This window comes from Thermopetrobacter sp. TC1, from assembly GCF_000746275.1.
Classification (GTDB): domain Bacteria; phylum Pseudomonadota; class Alphaproteobacteria; order Rhizobiales; family Aestuariivirgaceae; genus Thermopetrobacter.
The window spans coordinates 69,796-91,517 of record NZ_JQKX01000021.1; the positions used below are offsets into that span (position 1 = coordinate 69,796).

Consider the following 21,722-nt stretch of genomic DNA (forward strand, 5'->3'; position numbering starts at 1 on the left):
CCCTTTCAGCCGCTGAAGCGCTCGGCCTCGGAGACGAAGCGGGAATGGCGCAGGCCGAAGAGGATTTCGTTGAGATGGGTGACATCGCGCACCTCGACCATGATGTCGAAATCATAGAAATCGCTGCTGCGGTAGCTCATGTCGAGGTTTTCGATGTTGGCGCCCTGGCCCGAGATGATGCTGGCCACTTCCGCCAGCGCCCCCACCTCGTTATGCACGGTCACGCGGATGCGCGCCGGAAACAGCATGCCTTCCACTTCCGCCATGTTCCAGCGCAGATCAATCCAGTTCTCGGCATCCTCATGCGCCTCCAGGGCGCGGGAGAAGATGGGATGGACGATGATGGCATCCTCCTCGCGGATGCCGACGATGCGCTCGCCCGGCACCGCGCCGGTATGATCGGAAATGCGCAGCGGCAGGCGCCTTAAGCCCTTGGGCAACAAAATGGCCTCGCGCCGCAGGAGCCGCCCTTTGGCATCGGTGGCGCGGCGGGCGGGGGGCTGTTCGTTCTCTTCCGCGCGCGCCTCATCCACGCCTAAAGCCTCCAGCACCTCGCGAACGGAAAGATCGCCGCGGCCTAAGGCCTCCAGCCCGTCTTCCACATCCATGATGCCAAGCTTGGGAAAGGCCTTGGCCAGCGCCGGCCGCTCCGCGCTCAAGCCCAGACCTTTCAGGCGCCGTTCCAGAATTTCCTCGCCAAGCTCGATGTATTCGGCGCGGGTGGCCAGGCGATTGGCCCGGCGAATGGCGGCCTTGGCCTTGCCGGTGACGGCGATGTTTTCCCAGGCAGCAGGCGGCACCTTCTGCACCGAGGAGGTGATGATCTCCACCTCATCACCGTTGTTGAGCTGGGTGATCAGCGGCGCGTGATGGCCATTGATGCGGCAGCCGACGGCGGCATGGCCGACATCGGTGTGCACGGCATAGGCGAAATCAATGGCAGTAGCACCGCGCGGCAGCACGATGAGATCGCCCTTGGGCGTGAAGCAGAAGACCTGATCGGTAAACAGCTCAAGGCGCGTGTGTTCAAGGAAATCACGCGGTGTCTGGCCTTCCTCCAGCTGCTCCACCAGCCCGCGCAGCCATTTGTAGGCCTCCGCCACCGGCTTGGGCACGGTCACGCCCGCCTCACTCTCCTCCTGGGAGCGGGCATCCTTGTACAATCCATGGGCGGCCACGCCGCGCTCGGCCACCTCATGCATGGCATGGGTGCGGATCTGAAGCTCCACCGGCCGCCCGCCGGGGCCGCGCACCGTGGTGTGAATGGACTGATAGCCGTTGAGCTTGGGCAGCGAGATGTAATCCTTGAAGCGGCCGGGCACGATGCGCCAGGCCTGATGCACCGCCCCCAGCGCCAGATAGCACTGATCCACCTCATCGACGATGATGCGAAAGCCGAAGATGTCGGTCACCTGCGACAATGACAGGCGCTTCAGCTGCATCTTGCGCCAGATGGAATAGGGCTTCTTCTGCCGGCCGGTGACCTCGGCCTCCTTGAGGCCCTTGGCGGCAAGCACCTTGCAGATCTCGCCGCGGATCTCCTCCAGCACCTCGCCGCTTTCCGCCGCCAGCTCCTTCAAGCGCTCGCGGATCATGGTGTAGGCGTGGGGATTGAGCACCTGAAAGGCCAGGTCCTCCAGCTCCTCGCGGATGGACTGCAACCCCATGCGCCCGGCCAGCGGCGCATAGATGTCCATGGTCTCCTCCGCGATGCGCTGGCGCTTGTGTTCGGGCATGAAACCCAGCGTGCGCATGTTGTGCAGGCGATCGGCGAGCTTGACCAGCAAAACCCGCACATCCTTCGACACCGCCACGAGAAAACGCCGCAGGTTCTCCGCCTGCGCCGCCTCGCGCGAGATGAGGTCCAGCCGGCGGATCTTGGTCAGCCCCTCAACGAGCGCGGCGATCTCTTCCCCGAAAAGCCGGTGGATTTCCTCCAGCGTGGCGTCGGTATCCTCCACCACGTCATGAAGCAGCGCGGTGGCGATGGTGGCGTCATCCAGCTTCAGCTCGGTGAGAATGGCCGCCACCTCCAGCGGATGGGAGAAATAGGGATCGCCCGAGGCCCGCTTCTGATCGCCATGGGCCTTCATGGCATAGACATAGGCGCGGTTGAGCAGGTCCTCATCGGCATCCGGATCGTAGCTGAGCACCCGCTCCACCAGCTCATACTGACGCATGAGACGGCGGGGAGACTGCCGGGTGGGCGCTTCAACACTGGCGGCTTCATTCATCGCGGTTCTGAACTCTTTCGGCCAGGAACGCACCTGATCGCAGAAGAAATTGCATAAGGATCGGCCCATCATGCCCCTGGGCCACCCTTCCATCAGGGAAAGTGGGCCAAGCCGCAGACAAAGGCAAGAGGAAAGCGCCTTCTACATCCCCTCGACACCGAGCGAACAAGAAAAGCCGGTCCGATCATCGCAAGCCGCGTTGCGCCCTGCCCGTTTATTCCTTGTCGCGATGGGCCTCTTCCCAGGCGGTCAGGGCCGCGCGGAAGCGTTTCCTTTCGCCATCCAGCGCATCAAGCAAGGCAAGCGCATCCTTGCCGGGGCCTGTCTCCTCCAGGGCAGCGGCCAGCCGCGCCAGCCCGAAGGCGCCCACAGCCCGGGCCGCCCCTTTCAGCGTATGGGCCAGCAGGCGGAAATGCCGCGGCCCCTGCGCGGAACGCAAATTTGCGCTTATATCCTCAAGCTGGGCGGCAAACATGCGCAGAAGTTCGCGTTCCAGCGCAACATCGCCCATGGTGTAGCGGGAAAGATGCCCCAGATCGACGATATCGGCCAGAACCGGTTCGCGGCTGATCTCATGATGGCCCTGCCCGCTTGCGGGCCTGCCTGTTTCCTTTTGTGCCGGCCTTGCCATGGCCCCGGCTCCTCACATGCTGCGACTGCGCGAATGTCAGAACATGAAAGACGTTCCTGAAAGCCACCCCTCAAAAAGGCTGCTTGCCCATTTCAGGAACGTGCTCTTGCCTTTCATTATCGCCTGGCATGGCTTACACTGGGTTAACATCTAAAGCAGTGATCGGGCCATTCCCGCAAGCAGGCAGAAGGATCTTTCCTCTAGGCCCTTTGTGGCGCTCAGACCGGATGTGCCCGTGCGGAGATAGGCAAAAGCGACTCGCTTTCGCCAAAAAATTAACCAAAAATGAAAATAGCCGCCCACCAGCGCGCGCAAAACGTTAACATTCGGTGAAGATCCGATCGTCTTGCGTGGTGCGCCCGTGCATGGGGGCGGTCATCGTGGCGCCACAAAGCCGGTCTGTGATCGCACGAAGACACAAAAGGGGCGAGAAAGGTTTGTGAGTAAACGGCGCTGTTTCTGCTCAACCGGCGGCAGGAAGGCGTCGATCAGGAAACGGGGCATTGAGCATGGCACGTAGTAACCGGCAGGCTTCTCACAACAGAGTGGAACGGGAAGCTTCCCAGGCCAAGCGACCGGAATCCGCACCGCAGGAGGCCGCGGCCCAGCAGCGGGCGGCGGCGCGCCGTCTGCCACGGGCGCGCGCAGCGAATGCCAATGATGCCATGGCTGCGGCCATCATCCAGCGGCTGCGGCGGCGGCCGTCCACGGCCCCCTTCTGGGCGGCCTTTGTCGCATCCCTTCTGTGGGTGTTTTCCATCGCCGCGCTCTATGCCCCAACACTGGTGGCCATGAAAGATCCCTTCAGCCACCAGAACCTGCCCACCCTGGCCATGGTGGTCATCGCCCTCTTCGTGCCCATCTTCCTGATGTGGTCCGCCGCCTATCTTTTGTGGCGGGCGCAGCACATGCGCCAGGTCTCCGAGGCACTGGTGCAGGTGGCGGTGCGGCTGATGCGGCCGCAGGACGTGGCCACCGACGGCCTTGCCCAGATCAGCCGTCGCGTGCGCGCGGAGGTGGATCATCTCGTCGGCGGCATGCATGATGCCTTAAAGCGCGCCACGGAGCTTGAAAAGATCGTTCACAAGGAAATGGCGGCGCTGGAGCGCGCCTTTGGCGCCAACGAGGAGCGCATCCGCGCCCTGCTCGCCGGTATGGAAAGCCAGCGCGAGGCGCTATCCCGCATCGGCCAGACCCTGCAGGAGGAGACCGCGCCTGTGGTGACCGGTCTGGAACAGACCGCGCGCAGCGTGCAGGATCTCGTCAAGCAGGCGGCGCAGACCCTGGGCAGCATCAACGGCGAGCTGAAGAAGACCGCCGAGGGCCTTTCACACACCCTCACCCATGTCTCGCAGACCACGGGCGAGACCACCGAGGCGCTGGAAGAGCGCATCGGGCGGCTTAAGCAGGTTTCGGACACGGTGCTGCATCAGGCGCAGGCCGTCACCGATCATCTTGAGGAACAGGTGCAGACGCTGGGCAGCATTTCCACCACGCTCGGCAACGAGGCCGCGCGCTTCGGCGAGGATGTGCGCGGCATGGAAAACGCCCTGCTGGAAGGCCTGCAGCAGTCCGCCAGCATGCTGGCCGAAACCCATCAGCAGGTCTCGGGAAGCCTGCAGGACATGACGCGCACGCTCGCCGGGGAGCTGGAGCGGACGCGCCAGGAAACCACAGAAGTCATAAGGACTTCTGGCGAAACCATCACAATCGACATGAAGGAAGCCGCCCAGGCCCTTACCCAACGCATCGAGGAGGCCGGCCAGGCGGTGTCCGCCCGCATCGAGGATGCGGCTGCGCTGATGAGCGACAAGCTTTTGTCGGTCTCCGGCGAGTTCGTGCACAACGTCAGCGCCGCGCGCGACGAGCTGCATGCCTATCTGCAGGGGGCCACGGAAGATCTGGCGCAGCGGCTGGAGGAAACCTCCGCCACCCTCTTCTCCCGCGCCGAGGAAGCCACCCGCACCATGGGCGAGCGCCTCACCGAAACCTCAACCAAGCTGTTCGGCCAGCTGGACGAGGTGACCGGCGCCATGACCATGAAGGTGGAAGAGGCGGCGGGCACCCTATTCTCGCGCGTGGCGGAAGCGACCAACCAGATCGGCCAATATCTGGACGAATCCACCGGCCTTCTGGACACGCGCATTCGCGAGACCTCCGAAGCGGCGGAGAAGCGCCTGCGCGGTGCCGCTTTGGAGCTGGCCGGGCGGCTGGAGAACGCCACCGGCGCCATGACCGAGAAGCTGCAGGCCTCCAGCGCCGGCCTTGCCGAACAGGTCTCGGCCATCACCGGCCAGCTGGAGGAGCACGTGGCGCGCTCCACCGCGCTCATCGATTCCCGCCTGAGCAAGGCGGCGGAAGAGACGCGCGCGCATATGGAACAGGCGGCGGCGGCCGTGGGCGAGCGCTTCGAGACCCTCTCTGCCTCCATGGCCACGCGGCTTGAGGAAAGCGGCCATGCCCTGCTCGCCCGATATGGCGAGGCGGCCCAGGATCTTACCGGCCAGCTTGAACAGACCATGGCGCATGTCGTGGCGCGGGCCGAGGAAGCCCGTTCGCAGATGGAGCAGGCTGCGGCAAGCATTGGCGAGCGCTTCGAGACCCTGTCCGCTTCCATGGCCACGCGGCTGGAAGAGAGCGGCAATACCCTGCTTGCCCGCTATGACGGCGCCACGCAGGACCTGACCGGCCGGCTTGAGAAATCGGCCACGCTGCTGTTCTCGCGCATGGCGGAAGCAACGGGCCAGATCGGCGAATATCTGGACGAATCCACCCGCCTTATCGACACCCGCATTCGCGAAACCTCCGAGGCGGCGGAAAAACGCCTGCGCGGTGCCGCGCAGGAGCTGGCCGGGCGGCTGGAGAACGCCACCGGCGCCATTGCTGCGCAGGTGGAGGAAGGCGCCGCCTCCCTCGCCCGCCGCGTTGGCGAGGTCACACAGGCGCTGGGCACGCATGTGGAGGAGGCCACCGCCGCCATCGACACCCACATTCGTGCCGCCTCGGCGGAAGCCGGCGAGAAGATCACCTCCGCCGGTACACAGGTGCATGCCGAGCTGAAGGCCACCCTTGCCGAGATGGCCGAATCGCTGAATGCCTCGGCACAGACCGTGACCGACACCTTGCAGGGCACCTCCACCCGCATCGTCCAGCAGCTGCAGACCACGGCCCAGCGCCTCAACGAGATTCTGGACGAGAGCGGCGATGCCTTGAGCGAAAAGCTGGCGCAGTCCGCCGAGACCTATTTCCGCCGCGTCAGCACCGCCACCACGGAGATGACCGATCATCTGGAAAAGGCCACCGACGGCATGGCCGAACGCATCGAGGCGGTGGCGGGCGGCATGGCCACGCGGCTGGAGAACGCCACCGGCAAGATGTCCGAACTGCTCGAGGTGGCCTCCGCCGATCTCACCCACCGGCTGGAGGAGACCACCGGTAATCTCGCCGGGCGGCTGGAGAGCGCCTCGGCGGAGCTGACCGGGCGGCTGGATACGGTCACCACCACGGTCACCGAGCGGCTTGATGAAACGTCCCGCACCCTGCTCGGCCGGCTGGAGACCATCTCCGGCGATATCACCACCCGCCTGGCCGAAACGGCAGAGACCGTGGCCACGCGGCTTGATACCACCGCCCTGGATGTGGCCTCGCGCCTGTCGGAAACCTCCGAGAGCCTGGCCGGGCGGCTGGAGAACGCCACGGTGGAGCTGACCGGGCGGCTGAGCACGGCAAGCGAATCCTTGAGTCAGCGGCTGGAGACCACCTCCGCCGAGCTCACCCGGCGGCTGGAGGAGGCCTCCGGCGAGATCGCCGGGCAACTGGATGCCACCTCCACCCAGCTGACCACGCGGCTGGTGGAAACCTCCGATGCGGTCTCGCGGCGGCTTGAAAGCGCCACCCGCGAGGTCTCCGAACGGCTGGAGCGCACCACCAGCGAGCTGCATGGCAGCCTGGAGACCATCTCCGGCCAGATGTTCGCCCGTCTGGAGGAGACCTCCGGCGAGCTGCTCAACAAGCTGGATGTCACCGCCACCGACATGCGCCGTCATCTCGACGAGACGACGCGCGCCATGTTCGAGCGCATCGAGACCTCGGCCAAGGAGCTTGGCGTGCGCTTCGATGCCGCCAGCAACCTGCTCACGGAGATTTCCAGCGATCTTTCGCGGCAGCTTGACGAGACCGGCCGCACCTTCGTGGAGACGCTGGATACCACCACCAGCCGCGTGCTGGAGGATCTGGGCAAGGCGACCATGGCCTTCGACGAGGGGCTCAAGACCTCTGCCCGCGGCATCATCGGCCGCATCAAGGACACCTCGCAGGCCCTGGCGCATGAGCTGGAAGAGGCCACCGGCGATATTGCCAGCCGCTTCGAGGGGCTGGCGGAACAGCTGGCCGGGCGGCTCGATTCCGTCAACCGCGACTTCGCCCAGACCACGCAGCTGGCCGCCGGGCACCTCAACGAGGCGGCGCAGCAGATCACGGCGCGCCTGCAGGATGTCAGCGGCCTGATCAGCGAGCGCATCGAGGAGGCCGCCGAGGGCATGGACCGCAAGCTCGAGGGCACCTCCGCCCGCCTTGTCGGACACCTCGAAGACGCATCCAAGCGCATGGCGCGGCGCCTGCAGGAGGTCTCCGTCGTGGTGGAGAAGGCCACCGAGCATTTCGACACCCGCATCGGCGAGCTGCTCTCCGCCCGAGAAAACCTCTTCGCCGGCCTTGTGGAGCAGATTTCGGCGCGGGTGGCGGAGGTGGACGCCCTGCTCAAGGCCTATGCCGCCACGCTCGACGGCTCGCTGGAGCAGGCGGAGCGCAAGGCGGAAGAAATCGCACGCCTGGTGACCACCCAGACCACGGCGGCCACCGAGGCCCTGCAGCAGGCCATCTCGCGGCTGGAGGCGGTGGCCGACGAGCAGGTCACCCATGCGGCGCGCACCATCCGCGAGCAGCATGAACGGCTCGTTGCCGCCATTCGCGAGATGCTCTCCGCCTCCACGGAGGACTTCACTGCCACCGCCGAGCGCCTGCAACACACGGCACGGCAGGTGATGCGCGAGCTCGATGCCCTGCGCAGCGAGCTGAAGCGCGAAATCCTGGAGTTGCCGGAAGAGACCCGCAGCAATGCCGAACGCATGCGGCGGGTGATGGCCGATCAGATTGCCGCGCTCAACGCCCTGGCCGACGTTGTGCGGCGGCAGGCGGCCTCGCTTGATCTCTCCCTGCCCGCCGGACGCACGGCACGCACGGGAACCGGACAATCCGGGGCGGATCCGGCATCGGATCTTCTGGAGGATTCGCCGGGAAAATCTGAGGGCATCGCCTCCGTTGCTCCGCAGGAGCGCGGTGCCCGGGAAACCCATGTGCGGAGCGTGCGGGCCGTTCTGGAAGGGGCCTCTGAACGTCCGGCAGGGCTTAAGAGCCAGACACGTGGCTCAACGCCCAACAGCAGCGCTGCCACGACCGGTGCGCCCGCAAGCGCAAGCGTGCGTCCTGTTTCAACCGGACGAAACACCCCTGCCCCCGGTCAGGCGGCATTGGCGCCGAAGGCCCCATCAAGGGCGCGGCCACAGCGGGCGGAGGAGCTCGTGCAGGCGCTCAATGCCACCAGCCGCGCCATTGTGCGGCTGATGGAAGGCGCCCTGCCGGAGGCGCTGGAAAAACGCTGGCACAAGGGCGACGCTGCGGTTTACACCCATCATCTCTTCACCCGCGGCGAAAGCCTGAAGGAGGACATCAGCGCCGCCTATGCCCGCGACAGCGACCTGCGCGAACAGGTGGATGCCTTCATGCGGCATTTCGAGGCGCTGCTCGATACCGTCTCGCAGTCGCCAAAGGCGGATGAACTCATCGCCTCCTGCAAGGCGTCCGAAACCGGCCAGCTCTATGCCCTCTTTGCGCAGGCCACGGGGCGGAGCGTGCAGTAAGCGAGGGGCCTGGCCCTGCCCTGTTCCGGATGGATGCATCAGGCACGCAATGCTTGGGCCTGGCCAGGTGTCTTGCGCGCGATAGATTTTAGAGGTGTGCATCTCTAAAAATGGTATGGAGGCCTTTCGCCCTTGAGCCTGCGGCTGAAATTTCGGCACATGCGGCGGGCATTGACGCGCCCGTTTGCCATCTCACGCGGGGTGCGCACCCATGCCGATACCCTGGTGGTGACGCTTGTGGATGCGGCAGGCCGGTGCGGCCGTGGCGAGGCCGTGCCCTATGCCCGCCTCAGCGAGAGCATGGATGATCCCCTCTCTGCGCTTGCCGCGCTTCCCGAGACGCTGCCCGATGATCTGGATTTTGCCGACATTGCGGCCTTAAGCCGGTTGAAATCGTTGCGCACGGCGCTGGATTGCGCCCTGCATGATCTGCGCGCGCGGCAGGAAGGGCGGGCGGTCTGGCAAAGGCTTAGCCTGCCAAGGCCAAAGGCGACAATGACCGCGAGCACCATCTCCCTTGATACCCCTGAGGCCATGGCGGCACAGGCGGCGGAACAGGCAGGCCAGCCGCTTCTGAAAATCAAGCTGGGCGGGCCGGATGGTGCCGAGGGGGACCTGGCGCGGCTGGCTGCGGTGCGCAGGGCAGCGCCCAGGGCCCGTCTCATTGTCGATGCCAACGAAGGCTGGGCTGTCCGTGACTTAAAGCCGCTGCTTGAGGCCTGTGCCGATCATGGCGTGGAGATGGTGGAACAGCCCCTGCCCGCAGGTGAGGATGCCGCGCTAGCCGAGATGAAAAGGCCCGTGCCCGTGATTGCCGATGAAGCGGTGCACGATGTGCACGACCTGCCGCATATTGCCGGGCTCTATGACGGCGTGAACGTGAAACTGGACAAGGCCGGTGGTCTCACCCCCGCTCTTGCCCTGGCGCGGGCGGCCCGGGATGAAGGGCTCTCGGTCATGATCGGCTGCATGCTCGCCTCTTCGCTGGCCATGGCGCCGGCCTTCCTGCTTGCGCCCTTTGCGCAGTGGGTGGACCTGGACGGGCCCTTGTGGATTGCCGAGGATGAAGAGCCCCGCATGCGTATTGAATCCGGCATCATCTCGCCGCCCTCCGCGGCGTTGTGGGGCAGGGCAGACGCGCCAGACGCCGCAGCCACAGGCCAAGCAGAAGGGCCATGAGGCACATCACAGCCATCGCCCACCAGCCCTTTGCGCCATAATCCGCATAAAGCCGGCCGGAAAGCCACATGGCCGCGGTCATGAACACGCCATGGGAAACCGCGCCATAAGCGGCCTGGGCCGTGGCCGTGCGTGCCGCCGGCAGGCGGGTGCGAACGAATTCAATGGCGCCCAGGTGCGTGGCCCCGAAGCTTAGGCCATGCAACGCCTGCAGCAGAAACAGCAGCACAAGCGGCGGATTAAGCGACAACCCCAGCCAGCGCAGCAGTCCGGCCGCCGCGCCCAGAAGCATCAGGCGCACCGCGCCCAAATGCGCCATGACCTTTTCGGAAAACCAGAACAGCACGATCTCCGCAATCACGCCGGTCATCCACAAAAGGCCGACCACTGTGCCGGAATGGCCGAGGCTTTTCCAGTGAATGGCGGAAAAGCCATAGACGAAGGCGTGCGAACTCTGCACCAGCCCGGCCATGATGACGAAAACGATGAAGGGCACGGAAAGAATGGCGATGATGCCCTCCCCCTTTTTCTCGCCCGCTGTGTCACGCGCCTGCTCCGTGCCGGCATCGCGCTCCCGTGGCGGCAAGGCGGCAATGGCGGCAAAGAGCAGCACCTGCGCCAGGACGATGAGCCAGATGAGCAGGCGGGCGGGCAGCACATCCTGCAAGGCACCGGCCCCGACGGCGGCGAAAATGAAGGACAGCGAGCCCCACAGGCGCATGCGGCCATAATCGAGGCCATGACGGCGCACCATGGTGATGGCGTAGGCGTCCGACAGCGGCATCAAGGGCGCAAGCGCGCCAAAGGCCAGAGCCACGCCGAGCAGGATTGCACCCCTGCCCTCGGCAACTGTGGCCAGATAGAGAAGACCGGCGAGCACCCCCAGCGACGATGCGGCCATGACCGGGCGCAGCCGCCCCAGCCGATCGGCCAGGTGCGAAACCGCCGGGGCAACGAGCACGCGCATCACGCTTTGCAGGGCAAGGGCAAGGCCGATGTCCTGTGCAGATAGCCCCTTTGCCTTCAGCCACACCGGCAGATAGGGCAAGGCCACGCCGATGCCGAGGAACAGCGCGCCATAAACGGCCGCCATGCGCCATTTCAGGGACTGTGCATTCATGCCCTTTTTCGCCTCTGCCCCGTTATATCCCCGCGCCAGTCTGCTTGCGACAACGATTCGCTAACCATTGCCGCCGATACTTGTCGGCGGACGTTGAACAGCGATCAGCCACAAAAGTCCAGCGCTTCGGATCCTGTTCGGAGCCGCATAAGGACTTTTCGCAACAAAGAAACAGGCGCCTGCCTGCCAAGGGTGGAGATGCACGGATCATGAAGCGGAAGGAAGGCTCGCTCGACATCCACGAGGATTATGAGGCCATCGAGCAGGCGGTGATGGAAACGCCGCGTGGGCGATGGTTTCTGGCCGAGTTTCTGCGCCGGCATCAGGCCGAGGAAACGCGGCGCCTGCTTTCCGCGCTTAAGCGGCTGGAACGCGCCATGGAGCTGAACCAGCAGCTGGCGCCCAGGATCATGGCCGCCTTCGCCGCCGCCTCTGCCACCATGCATGCGCGCCCGGGCAGCCTGCCCCCTGCCCTGCCGGAAGCGGTGCGGGCCATGGCGGCGGAACAGCGCGCACTTGCGGCGCGGCTGTCCACGCTTGTGCAGGAAGGAGATGATGTCTCGGAAAATGGTGCGGCGCTGAAGGAGATCGCCGCGCAGCTTGATGATCTGGCGCGCAAGACGGAGATCCTCGCCCGCGGGCTGGATGACGTGGCCGTGCTCTGCGGCGCGCCGCATCCCGTCGCTATGGCGGAACCGCCCATGCCGGAGGATGCCCTGCAATGGTTCGCCGCGCATGAAAGCCTCTTTGCCGAAGACGGCGAGGATGAGGGCAAGGCGGATTCAGATAGTGATGGTAAACAGCCTTCCGCTCCCGCAGCCGTTGCCGATACTTCCACCTCTGAGCCGGATGCGGCAGATGAGAAAGAGCCGCTCACGCTCATGGCGAAAGCGATGATCGCGTCCGAAAACGCCGCCTCCTCAATGGCGCCGGATGCGGAAACGGACATGGTCGAGCCCCCTCACCCGGCCTTAGAGGCGACAATTCAGCCCGCACCCGCACATGAGGCGCAGACAGAGGAGAAAGGCGCCGAAACCCGCACCGCCTCCGAAAAGGGCGAAGGACGCCTGACCATTTTCATCACCCCCGCCTCGGCCGAAGAGGCTGTTACGGAAGACAGCCGGAACAAACGAAGCAAACGCACAACCCCGCGCATCGTGATCTCCCGCAAAAGCTCGTCCAAGGAGCTGGACATTCCGCACATGAATGCGGTGTCGGCGGAAGATGAGACCGCCTGATACAGGTGCGCCTGCAACATCATCAGACAACAGATGCGTGCGGGGTCATCATCCCTCGCCTTTCACGGCGCGCCATAAAAGGATGAGGATGACAGCACCGGCGGTGGCCGTGAGCAGGTTGCCGATGAACCAGCCGGCGAACATCAGCCTGATCCCGAGCAGGCCAAGAGCGAATTTCATGAATACCGCGCCGGCAATGCCCAGCAGGATGTTGGTGACAAGGCCGTGATCCGATTGCGTGATCTTTTCAGCGATGAACCCGGCCAGGGCGCCGATGATGATGGCCATGAAAAACCCCACGCCCTGAAAGCCAAGGCTGGCATGCATGCCACCCATACCGCCCATGCCGCCTGCCATTTCTCCCATAGCCCTCTCCTTTCCTTGCCGGTCGGTGATGATTTAGAGGATTCATCCATGATCCATGTGCCACTCATCTGGCTGTTCTTTCCCGTGACGCATCAGCCCTGCCCGATCCGTCGCAGGACCCAGGCAAGCAGCGCCGGTACGTGAAAAAAGCGGGGCACATCTACCACGGGCGGCGGCTGCCTGATCATGACCACCGGCAGGTTGAGCAGGCGCGCAGCTTTCAGGCGATATCGCCCGGCCTGCCCCCCGGCATTGCGACAGATGAGCCATTCCGCGCGCAGGGATGAAAGGAGAGCCGCCTCTTCCGCCACGGTTTTTCTTGGCCCTGAGAGCAGGATGCGCCAGCGCGGCGGCAACGGCCAGTCCGGCCGGGTGAGCATGCGGGCGGTAAGATGAAGATCGCCCCGCGCCACAAGATCGCGCAAGCCCCTCGCGCCAAGGGCGGCGAACACACGCGCGGATTTCGGCAAGGCTTTCGCCGCCGCACCAATGTGCGCAACCTCAATCCAGCGATCGCCCCGTTTGGGCCGCCAGGGGAGGCGATGCAGCCGGGCGATGGGCAGGGAAAGATCAGCACAGGCTTTAGCGACCCTGGCCTGCATGCCTGTGGCAAAGGGATGGGTGGCATCGATCACCGCGGCAACGGCATGTTCGGACAGATAGCGCTTAAGGCCGCTTGTTCCCCCAAAGCCGCCGATGCGCACGGCAATATCGCCAGCGGGCAGGCGCGGCCGTTCGGTCACGCCGGCGAGGGAATAGATCACCGGAATGTTGTGCTGCGCCAGCATGGCGCAAATATCTCGCGCGCCTTCGCTGCCGCCCAGAACGAGCACGGGCCTAAAAACCTCGCCCTTCAGCCCTTTTCTTTCAGCAATATGCGCGCTTCTGCCCTCCTCCGGTTCCGAATACCGGGGCTGTTCAGAAATGGCGTCATTCGGCATGGGCCAGCACCTCACCCCTGGCCGAAATGACGAGCACATCGGCCCGTACCGGCGCATCGCCGAGAACGGCGCGCACAGTTTTCAAGGCAGATTTGGCAATCAGGGCGGAAAGATCAAAGGCCGATCCTTCAAGCGCCTTCACCATGGCGGCAACCGTTGGCGCCTCATGAATGATGGTGCACACTTGCGCATCGGCCCCCGCTTTGGCCGCGGCCTCAGCAAGCGCGGCACGGTTCAGCCGCGTGCGCCTGGAATGGAGATTGAGCGCGCCCTGCCCCAGCTTGGCCAGCTTGCCGGGCCCGCCGGCGATGGTCAGACGCGGCACGGGATGATGGCGCAGATATTTCAGCAGGCCGCCAACGAAATCGCCCATGTCGATGAGCGCCTGATCGCTCAAGCCATAATGGGCCTGCACCGCCCTTTCCGAGGTGCGCCCCGTGCAGCCGGCGATATGCGCCAGCTTGAGTGCGCGGGCGACATCAACGCTTTCGCGGATGCTGGCGATCCAGGCGGCGCAGGAATAGGGCCGCACGATGCCGGTGGTGCCGAGAATGGACAGGCCCCCGACAATGCCCAGCCGCGGGTTCATGGTGCGCTGTGCCAGTTTTTCGCCGCCGGGAATGGAGAGGATCACGTCAAGATCGGGTTCGCAGCCGTCGTTGTCCTGTGTGAGCGCCTCGCGGATCATCAGCCGCGGCCCGGGGTTGATGGCCGGCTCCCCCACCGGCACCGGCAGGCCGGGCAAGGTGACGATGCCCACGCCCTCGCCCGCATGAAAACGGATGCCCTGCCCGGCTCTGGCGGGGCGCACTTCGGCGATGATCAGGGCGCCATGGGTGATGTCGGGATCATCGCCGGCATCCTTGATCACACCGGCGCGGGCCATGCCGGGCTCATGCGCCTTGAGGACGAGCGGAAAGGCAGGCTGTTCGCCCCCGGGCAGCGTGATGGTCACCGGATCGGGAAAACGCCCGTGCCGCAGCGCGAAAAAGGCCGCGCGCGCCGCCGCGGTGGCGCAGGCGCCGGTGGTGTATCCCGTCCGTAAGCGTTTTCGCACGGCTTGCTCCATGCCCGTGAGCATATTACAAGGCCGGCCACGGGCAAATGGCGAGAGCGGACAATCCTTCACATGCCGAAAACCCATCCCACAGACACGCCCAGCGACTTACTCCCGGCAGAAGGCGGCGCGGGCATGGCGCGCGGCTTTGCCAGGCTTGATACCCTGCCCTTTCCGCCGTTTCGCGAAGGTGAGGTCTGGCTGACCGGTGCCGGACCCGGCGCGCCGGGGCTGCTGACGCTTCTGGCCTATCATGCCCTGCAGCAGGCGGATGTGATCGTGCATGATGCGCTGGTCTCCGCTGCCGTGCTTGATCTGGCGCCTCAGGAGACAGAGCGCATCGCCGCGGGCAAGCGCGGGGGCGATGCCGCATCGGTGCCACAAGAGGAAATCACCGCCCTGCTCATTGATCTTGCGCGGAAAAAACGGCGCGTTCTGCGGCTGAAAGGCGGCGATCCCTATCTGTTCGGCCGCGGGGTGGAAGAGGCGCTGGCTTTGGCCAAGGCGGGCATTCCCTTTCGCATCGTGCCCGGCATTGCCGCCGGCATAGGCGGCCTTGCCTATGCCGGCGTGCCGGTCACGGCAAAAGACATCAACAGCTCGGTGCTGTTCCTGACCGGACATGATAAGCGCGGCGAACTGCCCCCGGCGGACTGGCAGGCCATCGCGCGCGCCGGCGAGGTGATCGTGCTTTATATGGGCTTGCGTCCGCTTGCCCGCATTGCAAAAGCCCTCATCGCGGCCGGACGTAAGGGAGAGACGCCCGTGCTCATCCTTTCGCGCCTGACCCTGCCCGATCAGCAGGTGCGGGAAATGACGCTTGCAGAGATCGCGCATGCCCGCCTTGCCATGACCGACATTGCCCGCCCCGCACTTGTCGTCATTGGCGAGGCCGGCCGGCACCGCGCGCTTCTGGACTGGTTCACGCAACAGGCAAAGGAGCTTCCCCTTGGCTGAAGGGCTGATCATCGCGGCGGCAGGCACCGGCTCGGGCAAGACGCTGATCACCCTTGCCCTGCTTGCCCGCATGCGCGCCCGCGGCGTTGAGGTGGCTGCGGCCAAGGTGGGACCGGACTATATCGATCCGGCCTTTCATGCCGCGGCCACCGGAAAGCCCTGCATCACGCTCGATCCCTGGGCCATGTCGAAGGCGGAGCTGGTTCAGCGCCTGCGTGCGCTGGATGAAAGCGCGGAGCTTGTGCTGATCGAAGGGGTCATGGGCCTCTTTGACGGGGCTGCCGGCGGCGGGGGCGCCACGGCCGATCTTGCCGCCGCGTTCGACCTGCCGGTGGTGATCGTGCTCGATGCCAGGCGTCAGGGCCCCACGCTTGCCGCCGTGGCCAGGGGCTTGACCGCGTTTCGCAAGGATGTGCCCGTGGCCGGTTTCATCCTGAACCGCACGGCATCGCCCGCGCATGCCGAGATGCTGGCTGAGGCCATCGAAACGGCAACAGGGCGGCCTGTGGTCGGCGCGATTGGCGTGCATGCGGATCTTGCCCTGCCGGCGCGGCATCTGGGGCTTGTGCAGGCGCGCGAGCATGAGCACTTGCAGAAGTTTCTCAATCAGGCGGCGGAAGATATCGGGGCCCAGGTTTCCCTGTGCCGGCTGGCCAATCTCACCCGGCCGCTCGGGCCGGCGGCAAAGCGCATCCACTCGTGCGATGACGGCGAATTCTGGCGGCTTGCGCCCTTGGGCCAGCGCATTGCCGTGGCTGATGATGCCGCCTTTGGCTTTGCTTACGCGCATCTGTTGCAGGACTGGCACGAACAGGGGGCGGAAATCCGCCCCTTCTCGCCGCTGGCCGATGAGGCGCCGGATGCCGATTGTGACGCCGTGTTTCTGCCCGGCGGCTATCCTGAGCTGCATGCAAAAGCCCTAGCATCGGCGGATCGCTTCAAGGCCGGGCTGAAGACGGCAGCCGCGCGCGGGGCCCTGATTTATGGCGAGTGTGGCGGGTTCATGGTGCTGGGTGAGGCCATAATCGATGCCGACGGTAAAGGCCATGCCATGTGCGGCCTTCTGCCCTTTACCAGCAGTTTTGCCAGGCGGCAGCTGCATCTGGGCTATCGCGCCTTCACGCTTGCCGAAAGTGCCCCCCTGCCCTGGCATGGGCCCTTGCGTGGTCATGAATTCCATTATGCCACGATCACGGATGCCAAAGCCGCACCGCCCTTGTTTGCCAATGTGCGCGACAGCCGCGGGGCGGACCTTCAGCCCATGGGGCTGGTCAACGGGCGGGTGTGCGGCTCTTTCCTGCATGTGATCACCCGCCATGCTGATATAGAAGGCGCTGAAGAAACACCTGAAACGTCAGGCAAAGCCGAGCCTGAAGGGAAGCGGCCATGACCGCGCGCGTCATCATGATCCAAGGCACGGGCTCCAATGTGGGCAAGAGCCTCATCTGCGCCGGATTGTGCCGTCTCTTTGCCGATGCCGGGCTGAAGGTTGCGCCGTTCAAGCCGCAGAACATGTCCAACAACGCAGCCGTGACCGCAGACGGCGGCGAAATCGGCCGCGCCCAGGCCCTGCAGGCACGGGCGGCACGCATCGAACCCGTGGCCGACATGAACCCCATCCTGCTCAAGCCCGAAAGTGAGCGCGGCGCACAGGTGATCGTGCAGGGGCGAAAAAGGGAAACGCTCTCCGCCCGCGCCTATTTCAGGAGACGGCAGGATTTCCTGCCAAAGGTGTGCGAAAGCTTCCTGCGCCTGGTTGACGCGCACGATCTCGTCATTGTGGAAGGTGCCGGCTCGCCTGCGGAAATCAACCTGCGCAAAGGCGATATCGCCAACATGGGCTTTGCCCGCTCATTTGACATTCCCGTCGTGCTCGTCGCCGATATTCATCGCGGCGGTGTCATCGCCACTCTCATCGGCACGCTTGCCGTTTTGCCTCCTGCGGATGCCGATCTCATAAAGGCCTTCATCATCAATAATTTCCATGGCGATCCTGATCTGTTTTCCGAAGGGCGCAGCTTTCTGGAGCGGCACATGCAGCGCCCCTGCCTCGGCATTCTGCCGCATGTGAAGGCCGCACGCCTTCTGCCGGCGGAGGATGCGCTGGCGCTCGACCCTGCCGGATCTGCAAAATCAGAAGCGTCCGACGAAACAGGCCAAGCGGGCCCGGGCAAAACGGTGCGCATCGCCGTGCCGCGGCTTCAGCGCATCGCCAATTTCGACGATCTTGATCCGCTCTTGAGCGAGCCGGATGTTGATGTGCGCATCCTTCAGCCAGGAGACGCATTGCCCGGGGATACCGATCTCGTATTCATTCCCGGCAGCAAGGCCGTGCGTGCCGATCTCGCCTTCTTGCGCGAACAGGGCTGGGATATCGACATCCTCGCCCATGTGCGCCGCGGCGGATATGTGCTTGGCGTCTGCGGAGGCTATCAGATGCTCGGTGAGACAATCCACGATCCCCATGGTCTGGAAGGGCCGCCCGGAGAAAGCGCAGGGCTTGGGCTTCTGGCGGTGCACACCGTGCTTTCGCAGGAGAAGACCACACGCCGGGTTGAAGCCACTCATGCGGCAACGGGCACACCGATCCTAGCCTATGAAATCCACTTGGGACGGAGCACGGGGGCGGACTGCGCCCGGCCCTTCGCCCATCTGAACACCGGCGAGCCGGACGGGGCCGTTTCCGCAGATGGCCGCATCATGGGCACCTATCTGCACGGCGCCTTCACGTCCGATGCCTTCAGGCGCGCCTTCCTCTCCCGGCTTGGCGCCAGATCCTTTGCCTCCGGTTTTGAGGAACGGGTGGATGAAGCGCTCAATACCCTTGCCGCTGCCCTGAAAGAGCATCTTGATATCGAAACCCTCATCTCCCTCGCCCGAAAGCCTGCGGCATGAGCATGCATGATCACAAAAGCCCAACGGCCCTTTCATCCGGGGAAGCGGATGGAGCAGCGCTTTTCGACGATGCCTTCCGAGAGGCTTTCGCCCGGCTTGTGCGCTATCGCCGCGACATTCGCGCCTTCCGGCCCGATCCGGTGCCTCAAGAGGTGCTTGAAAGCTGCATGCGCCTTGCCCATCGTGCGCCCTCGGTGGGCTATTCCCAGCCCTGGCGCTTCGTGCAGGTGCAGGACGCTCAGGTCATGGCGCGCGTCATTGACTCCTTTTCCCGCGCCAATGCCGAGGCGCTGGCGGCCACGGAAGAAAGCCGCCGCGGCCTTTATGCCCGTCTGAAGCTGGAGGGCCTGCGCGAGGCGCCGGTGCAGATGGCCGTGTTCTGTGATGAGGAAACGGACATCGGCCACGGCCTTGGCGCACGGACCATGCCGGAAACCCGGCGTTATTCCGTGGTCTGCGCCATTCACACCCTGTGGCTGGCCCTGCGCGCCCATGGCATTGGGCTGGGCTGGGTCTCCATTCTCTACCCGGAAGATGTGAAAGCGGCATTGAGCGCGCCGGAAAGCTGGCGTTTCATCGCCTGGCTGTGCATCGGCTGGCCGGCGGTTGCGCCAAACAGCACGCCGGAGCTTGAACGGGCCGGCTGGGAGCGGCGCCTGCCGCTTGATGCGGTCTGGCTGCATCATCCGCCACAAAAGGCTCAAGATAAGGGGCGATCCGGTTGAAGATGACGGATGATCTCTTCGCCATAGTCCTTCATCTCTGGCAGGCGCTCAAGGACCTGCTGGCTGATCTGGTGCAGGCGCTCATGGCCCTGCCGGTGGAAAAGACGCTTGGGCTTGCCCTGCTGGCGCTGGCGGTGGAGCGGATCGTGGGCTGGCCGGCGTGGATCCAGGCACGTCTAACCCATCCGGTCGTCTGGTTCGGCCGCATGATCGCGGACTGGGATGCACGCCTGAACACGCCCCAGCGCGGGCGCCTTTTTCGCCGTCTGGCCGGGGTTTTCACCATGGCCTTCGTCATCCTCTTCTGGGGCGGGCTGGCGCTCATTCTTTCGCTCAGCCTGCGCAAGGCCCTTGCGGATTATGCCGGAATTGCGGAAGCGCTTCTGGCCGCGCCCTTTCTTGCCCAGAAGTCATTGCGGGAGCATGTGCACGATGTTCTCACTGCCCTGCAGGCGGCCCGCATGACCGATTCACTGGATGAGGCCAGGCGACAGGTCTCGCGCATCGTCGGGCGTGATACGGCCGAAATGGATGAAAGCGGCATCGTCCGCGCCGCGGTGGAGAGCCTGGCGGAAAATACCTCCGATGGCGTGATTGCGCCGGCCTTCTGGCTTGCCTTGTTCGGGCTGCCGGGGATTGTCATCTACAAGGTGATCAACACCGCCGACAGCATGATCGGTCATTTGAGCGACCGCTATCGCGATTTCGGCTGGGCGGCGGCGCGGCTCGATGATCTTGCCAATTTCCTGCCGGCGCGGCTGACCGCCCTGCTCTATGTGGCGGCGGCAGCCCTGTTTTCGCCGCGGGCAGGCGCGCGCGCCCTGCATGTGGCCTGGCGGGATGCGCGCAAGCACGTCTCGCCCAATGCCGGCTGGCCGGAAGCGGCCATGGCCGGCGCGCTCGATATCGCGCTGGGCGGCCCGCGAAGCTATCAGGGGCGGGTCGTTTCCTTTCCCCATCTCGGTGACGGCCGCAGCACCCTGATCACGGAAGACATCGAACGCGCCTTGTCCCTCTATGGCCGCATGCTGACAGTCACGCTCATCATCGGCCTGGTTGTCTGGATCTTTCTGCCGCGCTGAGGAAACGCGCCGTTTCGTTGCACCGGCCCCGCTTGATCCGCCCGCGCTGGCATGGGATAAACTGATAGCATCCAATGGCGCTCCCCTTGCGGGGCGGCATGAGAGATGCCTGCATGTGAGCCGCATGGCCTGAAACAACGGACACAATCTGTGATGGAAGCGCAGGCCGGCATCGTAACCGGATTGCAGACGGAGGCGCGCATCGCCCGCGTTGCCAAGCGCGCGCGCGTGCTCTGCCGCGGCATGGGCCCGAAGCGGGCGCGGGAAGCGGCGGAGGAGCTGGTGCGCGCCGGGGTGTCCGGCCTGGTCAGTTTCGGCTATGCGGCCGGTCTGGCGGCGGAGGCGCGGCCCGGTCTTCTCGTGGTGCCGGCGCGCATCGTGGCCGATGGCGGCGGTGAGATCGCCACTGACCTGCTCTGGCGCGAGCGGTTGCTGGGGCGGCTGGCCGGTCATGTCGCCTGTTCCGATGCGCCGCTGGCGGCGGTGAAACAGCCCCTGCTGAGCTATCTGGACAAGGCCGCCGCCTGGGCCCGCATGCAGGCCATCGCGGCGGATATGGAAAGTGCGGCCATCGCCGCGGTGGCGCGGCGGGCGCGGCTTCCCTTCATTGCATTGCGTGCCGTGGTCGATCCGGCGGAATTTCCCCTGCCCACCGCCGCTCTCATGGCCGTGGACAAGGACGGGCGTCTGCGCCCCTTCAGGCTCCTGAAGGCCCTCTGGCGCCAGCCGCGTCAGATCAAGGCCTTGAAAGAGCTTGCCGGCCACGCCAAAAAGGCGCGCGCAAGCCTGCTTCTCGCGCTGGAGCTGGCGGGCGCCTCCCTGGCCATGCCCCAGCATGGCCGCATCGACACTCCGGACGATACCCGCCTGCCCCAACCCCGCGACGAACACGAGCGGCACTGAACAACCCACGGCATTCACACAAATGATTTATGTTTAAAAACCCAACAATTTCAAATGGTTCTTAATTATGACATGCAATCATGCCACACCACATCACACAATTTAAGGCCCCTATCTTCCCCGTCACCCCGTAGATCAGCCCACCATTGTTCAATTAGATTACTCTGTGCTTTGCGAATGGTTTTCGCCATGAAAAGCGTGATTCATCACATGCTACGCAGATGCCTTTATCAAAGCATTCTTTCCCCCTTGCCCAAAGTTGGGAGGTTATTATTTTTGTATTGAATATCAACTACTTACGTCATCAACTCAGTTGCCCTTGATATTTCTTTCCATACACGAAGCACCACTTTCCCCCTCCCCCTGGTAGGGGGAGGGCGGGGAGGGGATCGGGCGACGTAGCGCTGCGCTTGCGGCCCGACCCCCTCCCGGCGCTTCGCGCCGACCTCCCCCTATCAGGGGGAGGTTAGGATCAT

The 21,722-nt window shown here is 64.8% G+C and carries 15 protein-coding genes; 9 read left to right on the plus strand and 6 right to left on the minus strand.

The genetic code is table 11. The annotated features are described in order from the left end of the window. Window positions 1–5 precede the first annotated feature (5 nt). Together EK16_RS03220 and EK16_RS11350 are read right to left on the minus strand one after the other, a co-directional pair. Window positions 6–2,234 carry a RelA/SpoT family protein gene (locus tag EK16_RS03220; protein ID WP_051928880.1) on the minus strand — a complete coding sequence of 743 codons (2,229 nt, stop codon included), beginning with the start codon at window positions 2,232–2,234 and terminating at the stop codon, window positions 6–8. Between the two features lie 214 nt (window positions 2,235–2,448). Further along, window positions 2,449–2,865: an Hpt domain-containing protein gene (locus EK16_RS11350; protein ID WP_051928858.1), complete on the minus strand. Its 417-nt coding sequence runs from the start codon at window positions 2,863–2,865 to the stop codon at window positions 2,449–2,451. A gap of 545 nt (window positions 2,866–3,410) precedes the next feature. On the opposite strand from EK16_RS11350, the gene EK16_RS03230 reads away from it, so the two are divergent. Beyond that, the gene (locus EK16_RS03230; RefSeq protein ID WP_038034688.1) at window positions 3,411–8,783 is read left to right on the plus strand and encodes an apolipoprotein A-IV repeat region-like domain-containing protein; all 5,373 of its coding nucleotides are present in this window, start codon (window positions 3,411–3,413) and stop codon (window positions 8,781–8,783) included. Between the two features lie 159 nt (window positions 8,784–8,942). Continuing rightward, window positions 8,943–9,962 (plus strand): dipeptide epimerase, encoded by a 1,020-nt coding sequence (locus tag EK16_RS11840; protein WP_038034690.1) that lies wholly within the window; start codon window positions 8,943–8,945, stop codon window positions 9,960–9,962. On the opposite strand, the gene EK16_RS03240 is transcribed toward EK16_RS11840, so the two are convergent. Beyond that, a complete protein-coding gene (locus EK16_RS03240; RefSeq protein WP_051928860.1) occupies window positions 9,880–11,082 on the minus strand; it encodes an MFS transporter in 1,203 nt (400 codons plus the stop codon). The two genes, EK16_RS11840 and EK16_RS03240, sit on opposite strands and share 83 nt — an antisense overlap. Window positions 11,083–11,291: 209 nt before the next feature. On the opposite strand from EK16_RS03240, the gene EK16_RS03245 reads away from it, so the two are divergent. Next, the gene (locus EK16_RS03245; protein WP_038034692.1) at window positions 11,292–12,320 is read left to right on the plus strand and encodes a hypothetical protein; all 1,029 of its coding nucleotides are present in this window, start codon (window positions 11,292–11,294) and stop codon (window positions 12,318–12,320) included. A 48-nt stretch (window positions 12,321–12,368) separates the two neighbouring features. Here the strand turns inward: EK16_RS03245 and EK16_RS03250 are convergent, their stop codons facing one another. From EK16_RS03250 to EK16_RS03260, 3 genes are all read right to left on the minus strand, one after another. Continuing rightward, a complete protein-coding gene (locus EK16_RS03250) occupies window positions 12,369–12,686 on the minus strand; it encodes a GlsB/YeaQ/YmgE family stress response membrane protein (RefSeq protein WP_369793074.1) in 318 nt (105 codons plus the stop codon). Between the two features lie 92 nt (window positions 12,687–12,778). Then, window positions 12,779–13,627 (minus strand): precorrin-6A/cobalt-precorrin-6A reductase, encoded by an 849-nt coding sequence (locus EK16_RS03255; protein ID WP_051928861.1) that lies wholly within the window; start codon window positions 13,625–13,627, stop codon window positions 12,779–12,781. After that, window positions 13,617–14,684 (minus strand): cobalt-precorrin-5B (C(1))-methyltransferase, encoded by a 1,068-nt coding sequence (locus EK16_RS03260; RefSeq protein ID WP_369793075.1) that lies wholly within the window; start codon window positions 14,682–14,684, stop codon window positions 13,617–13,619. Before EK16_RS03260 ends, EK16_RS03255 begins: the two co-directional genes overlap by 11 nt. A 135-nt stretch (window positions 14,685–14,819) precedes the next feature. On the opposite strand from EK16_RS03260, the gene cobA reads away from it, so the two are divergent. The 6 genes from cobA (at window position 14,820) to EK16_RS03290 (ending at window position 21,246) form a co-directional block, all read left to right on the plus strand. Beyond that, a complete protein-coding gene (gene cobA / locus EK16_RS03265) occupies window positions 14,820–15,641 on the plus strand; it encodes a uroporphyrinogen-III C-methyltransferase (protein WP_038034773.1) in 822 nt (273 codons plus the stop codon). After that, window positions 15,634–17,031 (plus strand): cobyrinate a,c-diamide synthase, encoded by a 1,398-nt coding sequence (locus tag EK16_RS03270; RefSeq protein WP_231573584.1) that lies wholly within the window; start codon window positions 15,634–15,636, stop codon window positions 17,029–17,031. Before cobA ends, EK16_RS03270 begins: the two co-directional genes overlap by 8 nt. Further along, a complete protein-coding gene (locus EK16_RS03275; protein WP_231573585.1) occupies window positions 17,028–18,536 on the plus strand; it encodes a cobyric acid synthase in 1,509 nt (502 codons plus the stop codon). Before EK16_RS03270 ends, EK16_RS03275 begins: the two co-directional genes overlap by 4 nt. Before the next feature lie 2 nt (window positions 18,537–18,538). Then, window positions 18,539–19,261: a 5,6-dimethylbenzimidazole synthase gene (bluB, locus tag EK16_RS03280; RefSeq protein ID WP_051928862.1), complete on the plus strand. Its 723-nt coding sequence runs from the start codon at window positions 18,539–18,541 to the stop codon at window positions 19,259–19,261. 2 nt (window positions 19,262–19,263) lie between these two features. Next, window positions 19,264–20,343, plus strand: coding sequence for an adenosylcobinamide-phosphate synthase CbiB (gene cbiB / locus EK16_RS03285; protein WP_231573586.1), 1,080 nt, complete (start codon window positions 19,264–19,266; stop codon window positions 20,341–20,343). A gap of 153 nt (window positions 20,344–20,496) precedes the next feature. After that, entirely contained in the window at window positions 20,497–21,246 is a 750-nt protein-coding gene (locus EK16_RS03290; protein WP_051928863.1) for a phosphorylase family protein, read from the plus strand. Window positions 21,247–21,722 lie beyond the last annotated feature (476 nt).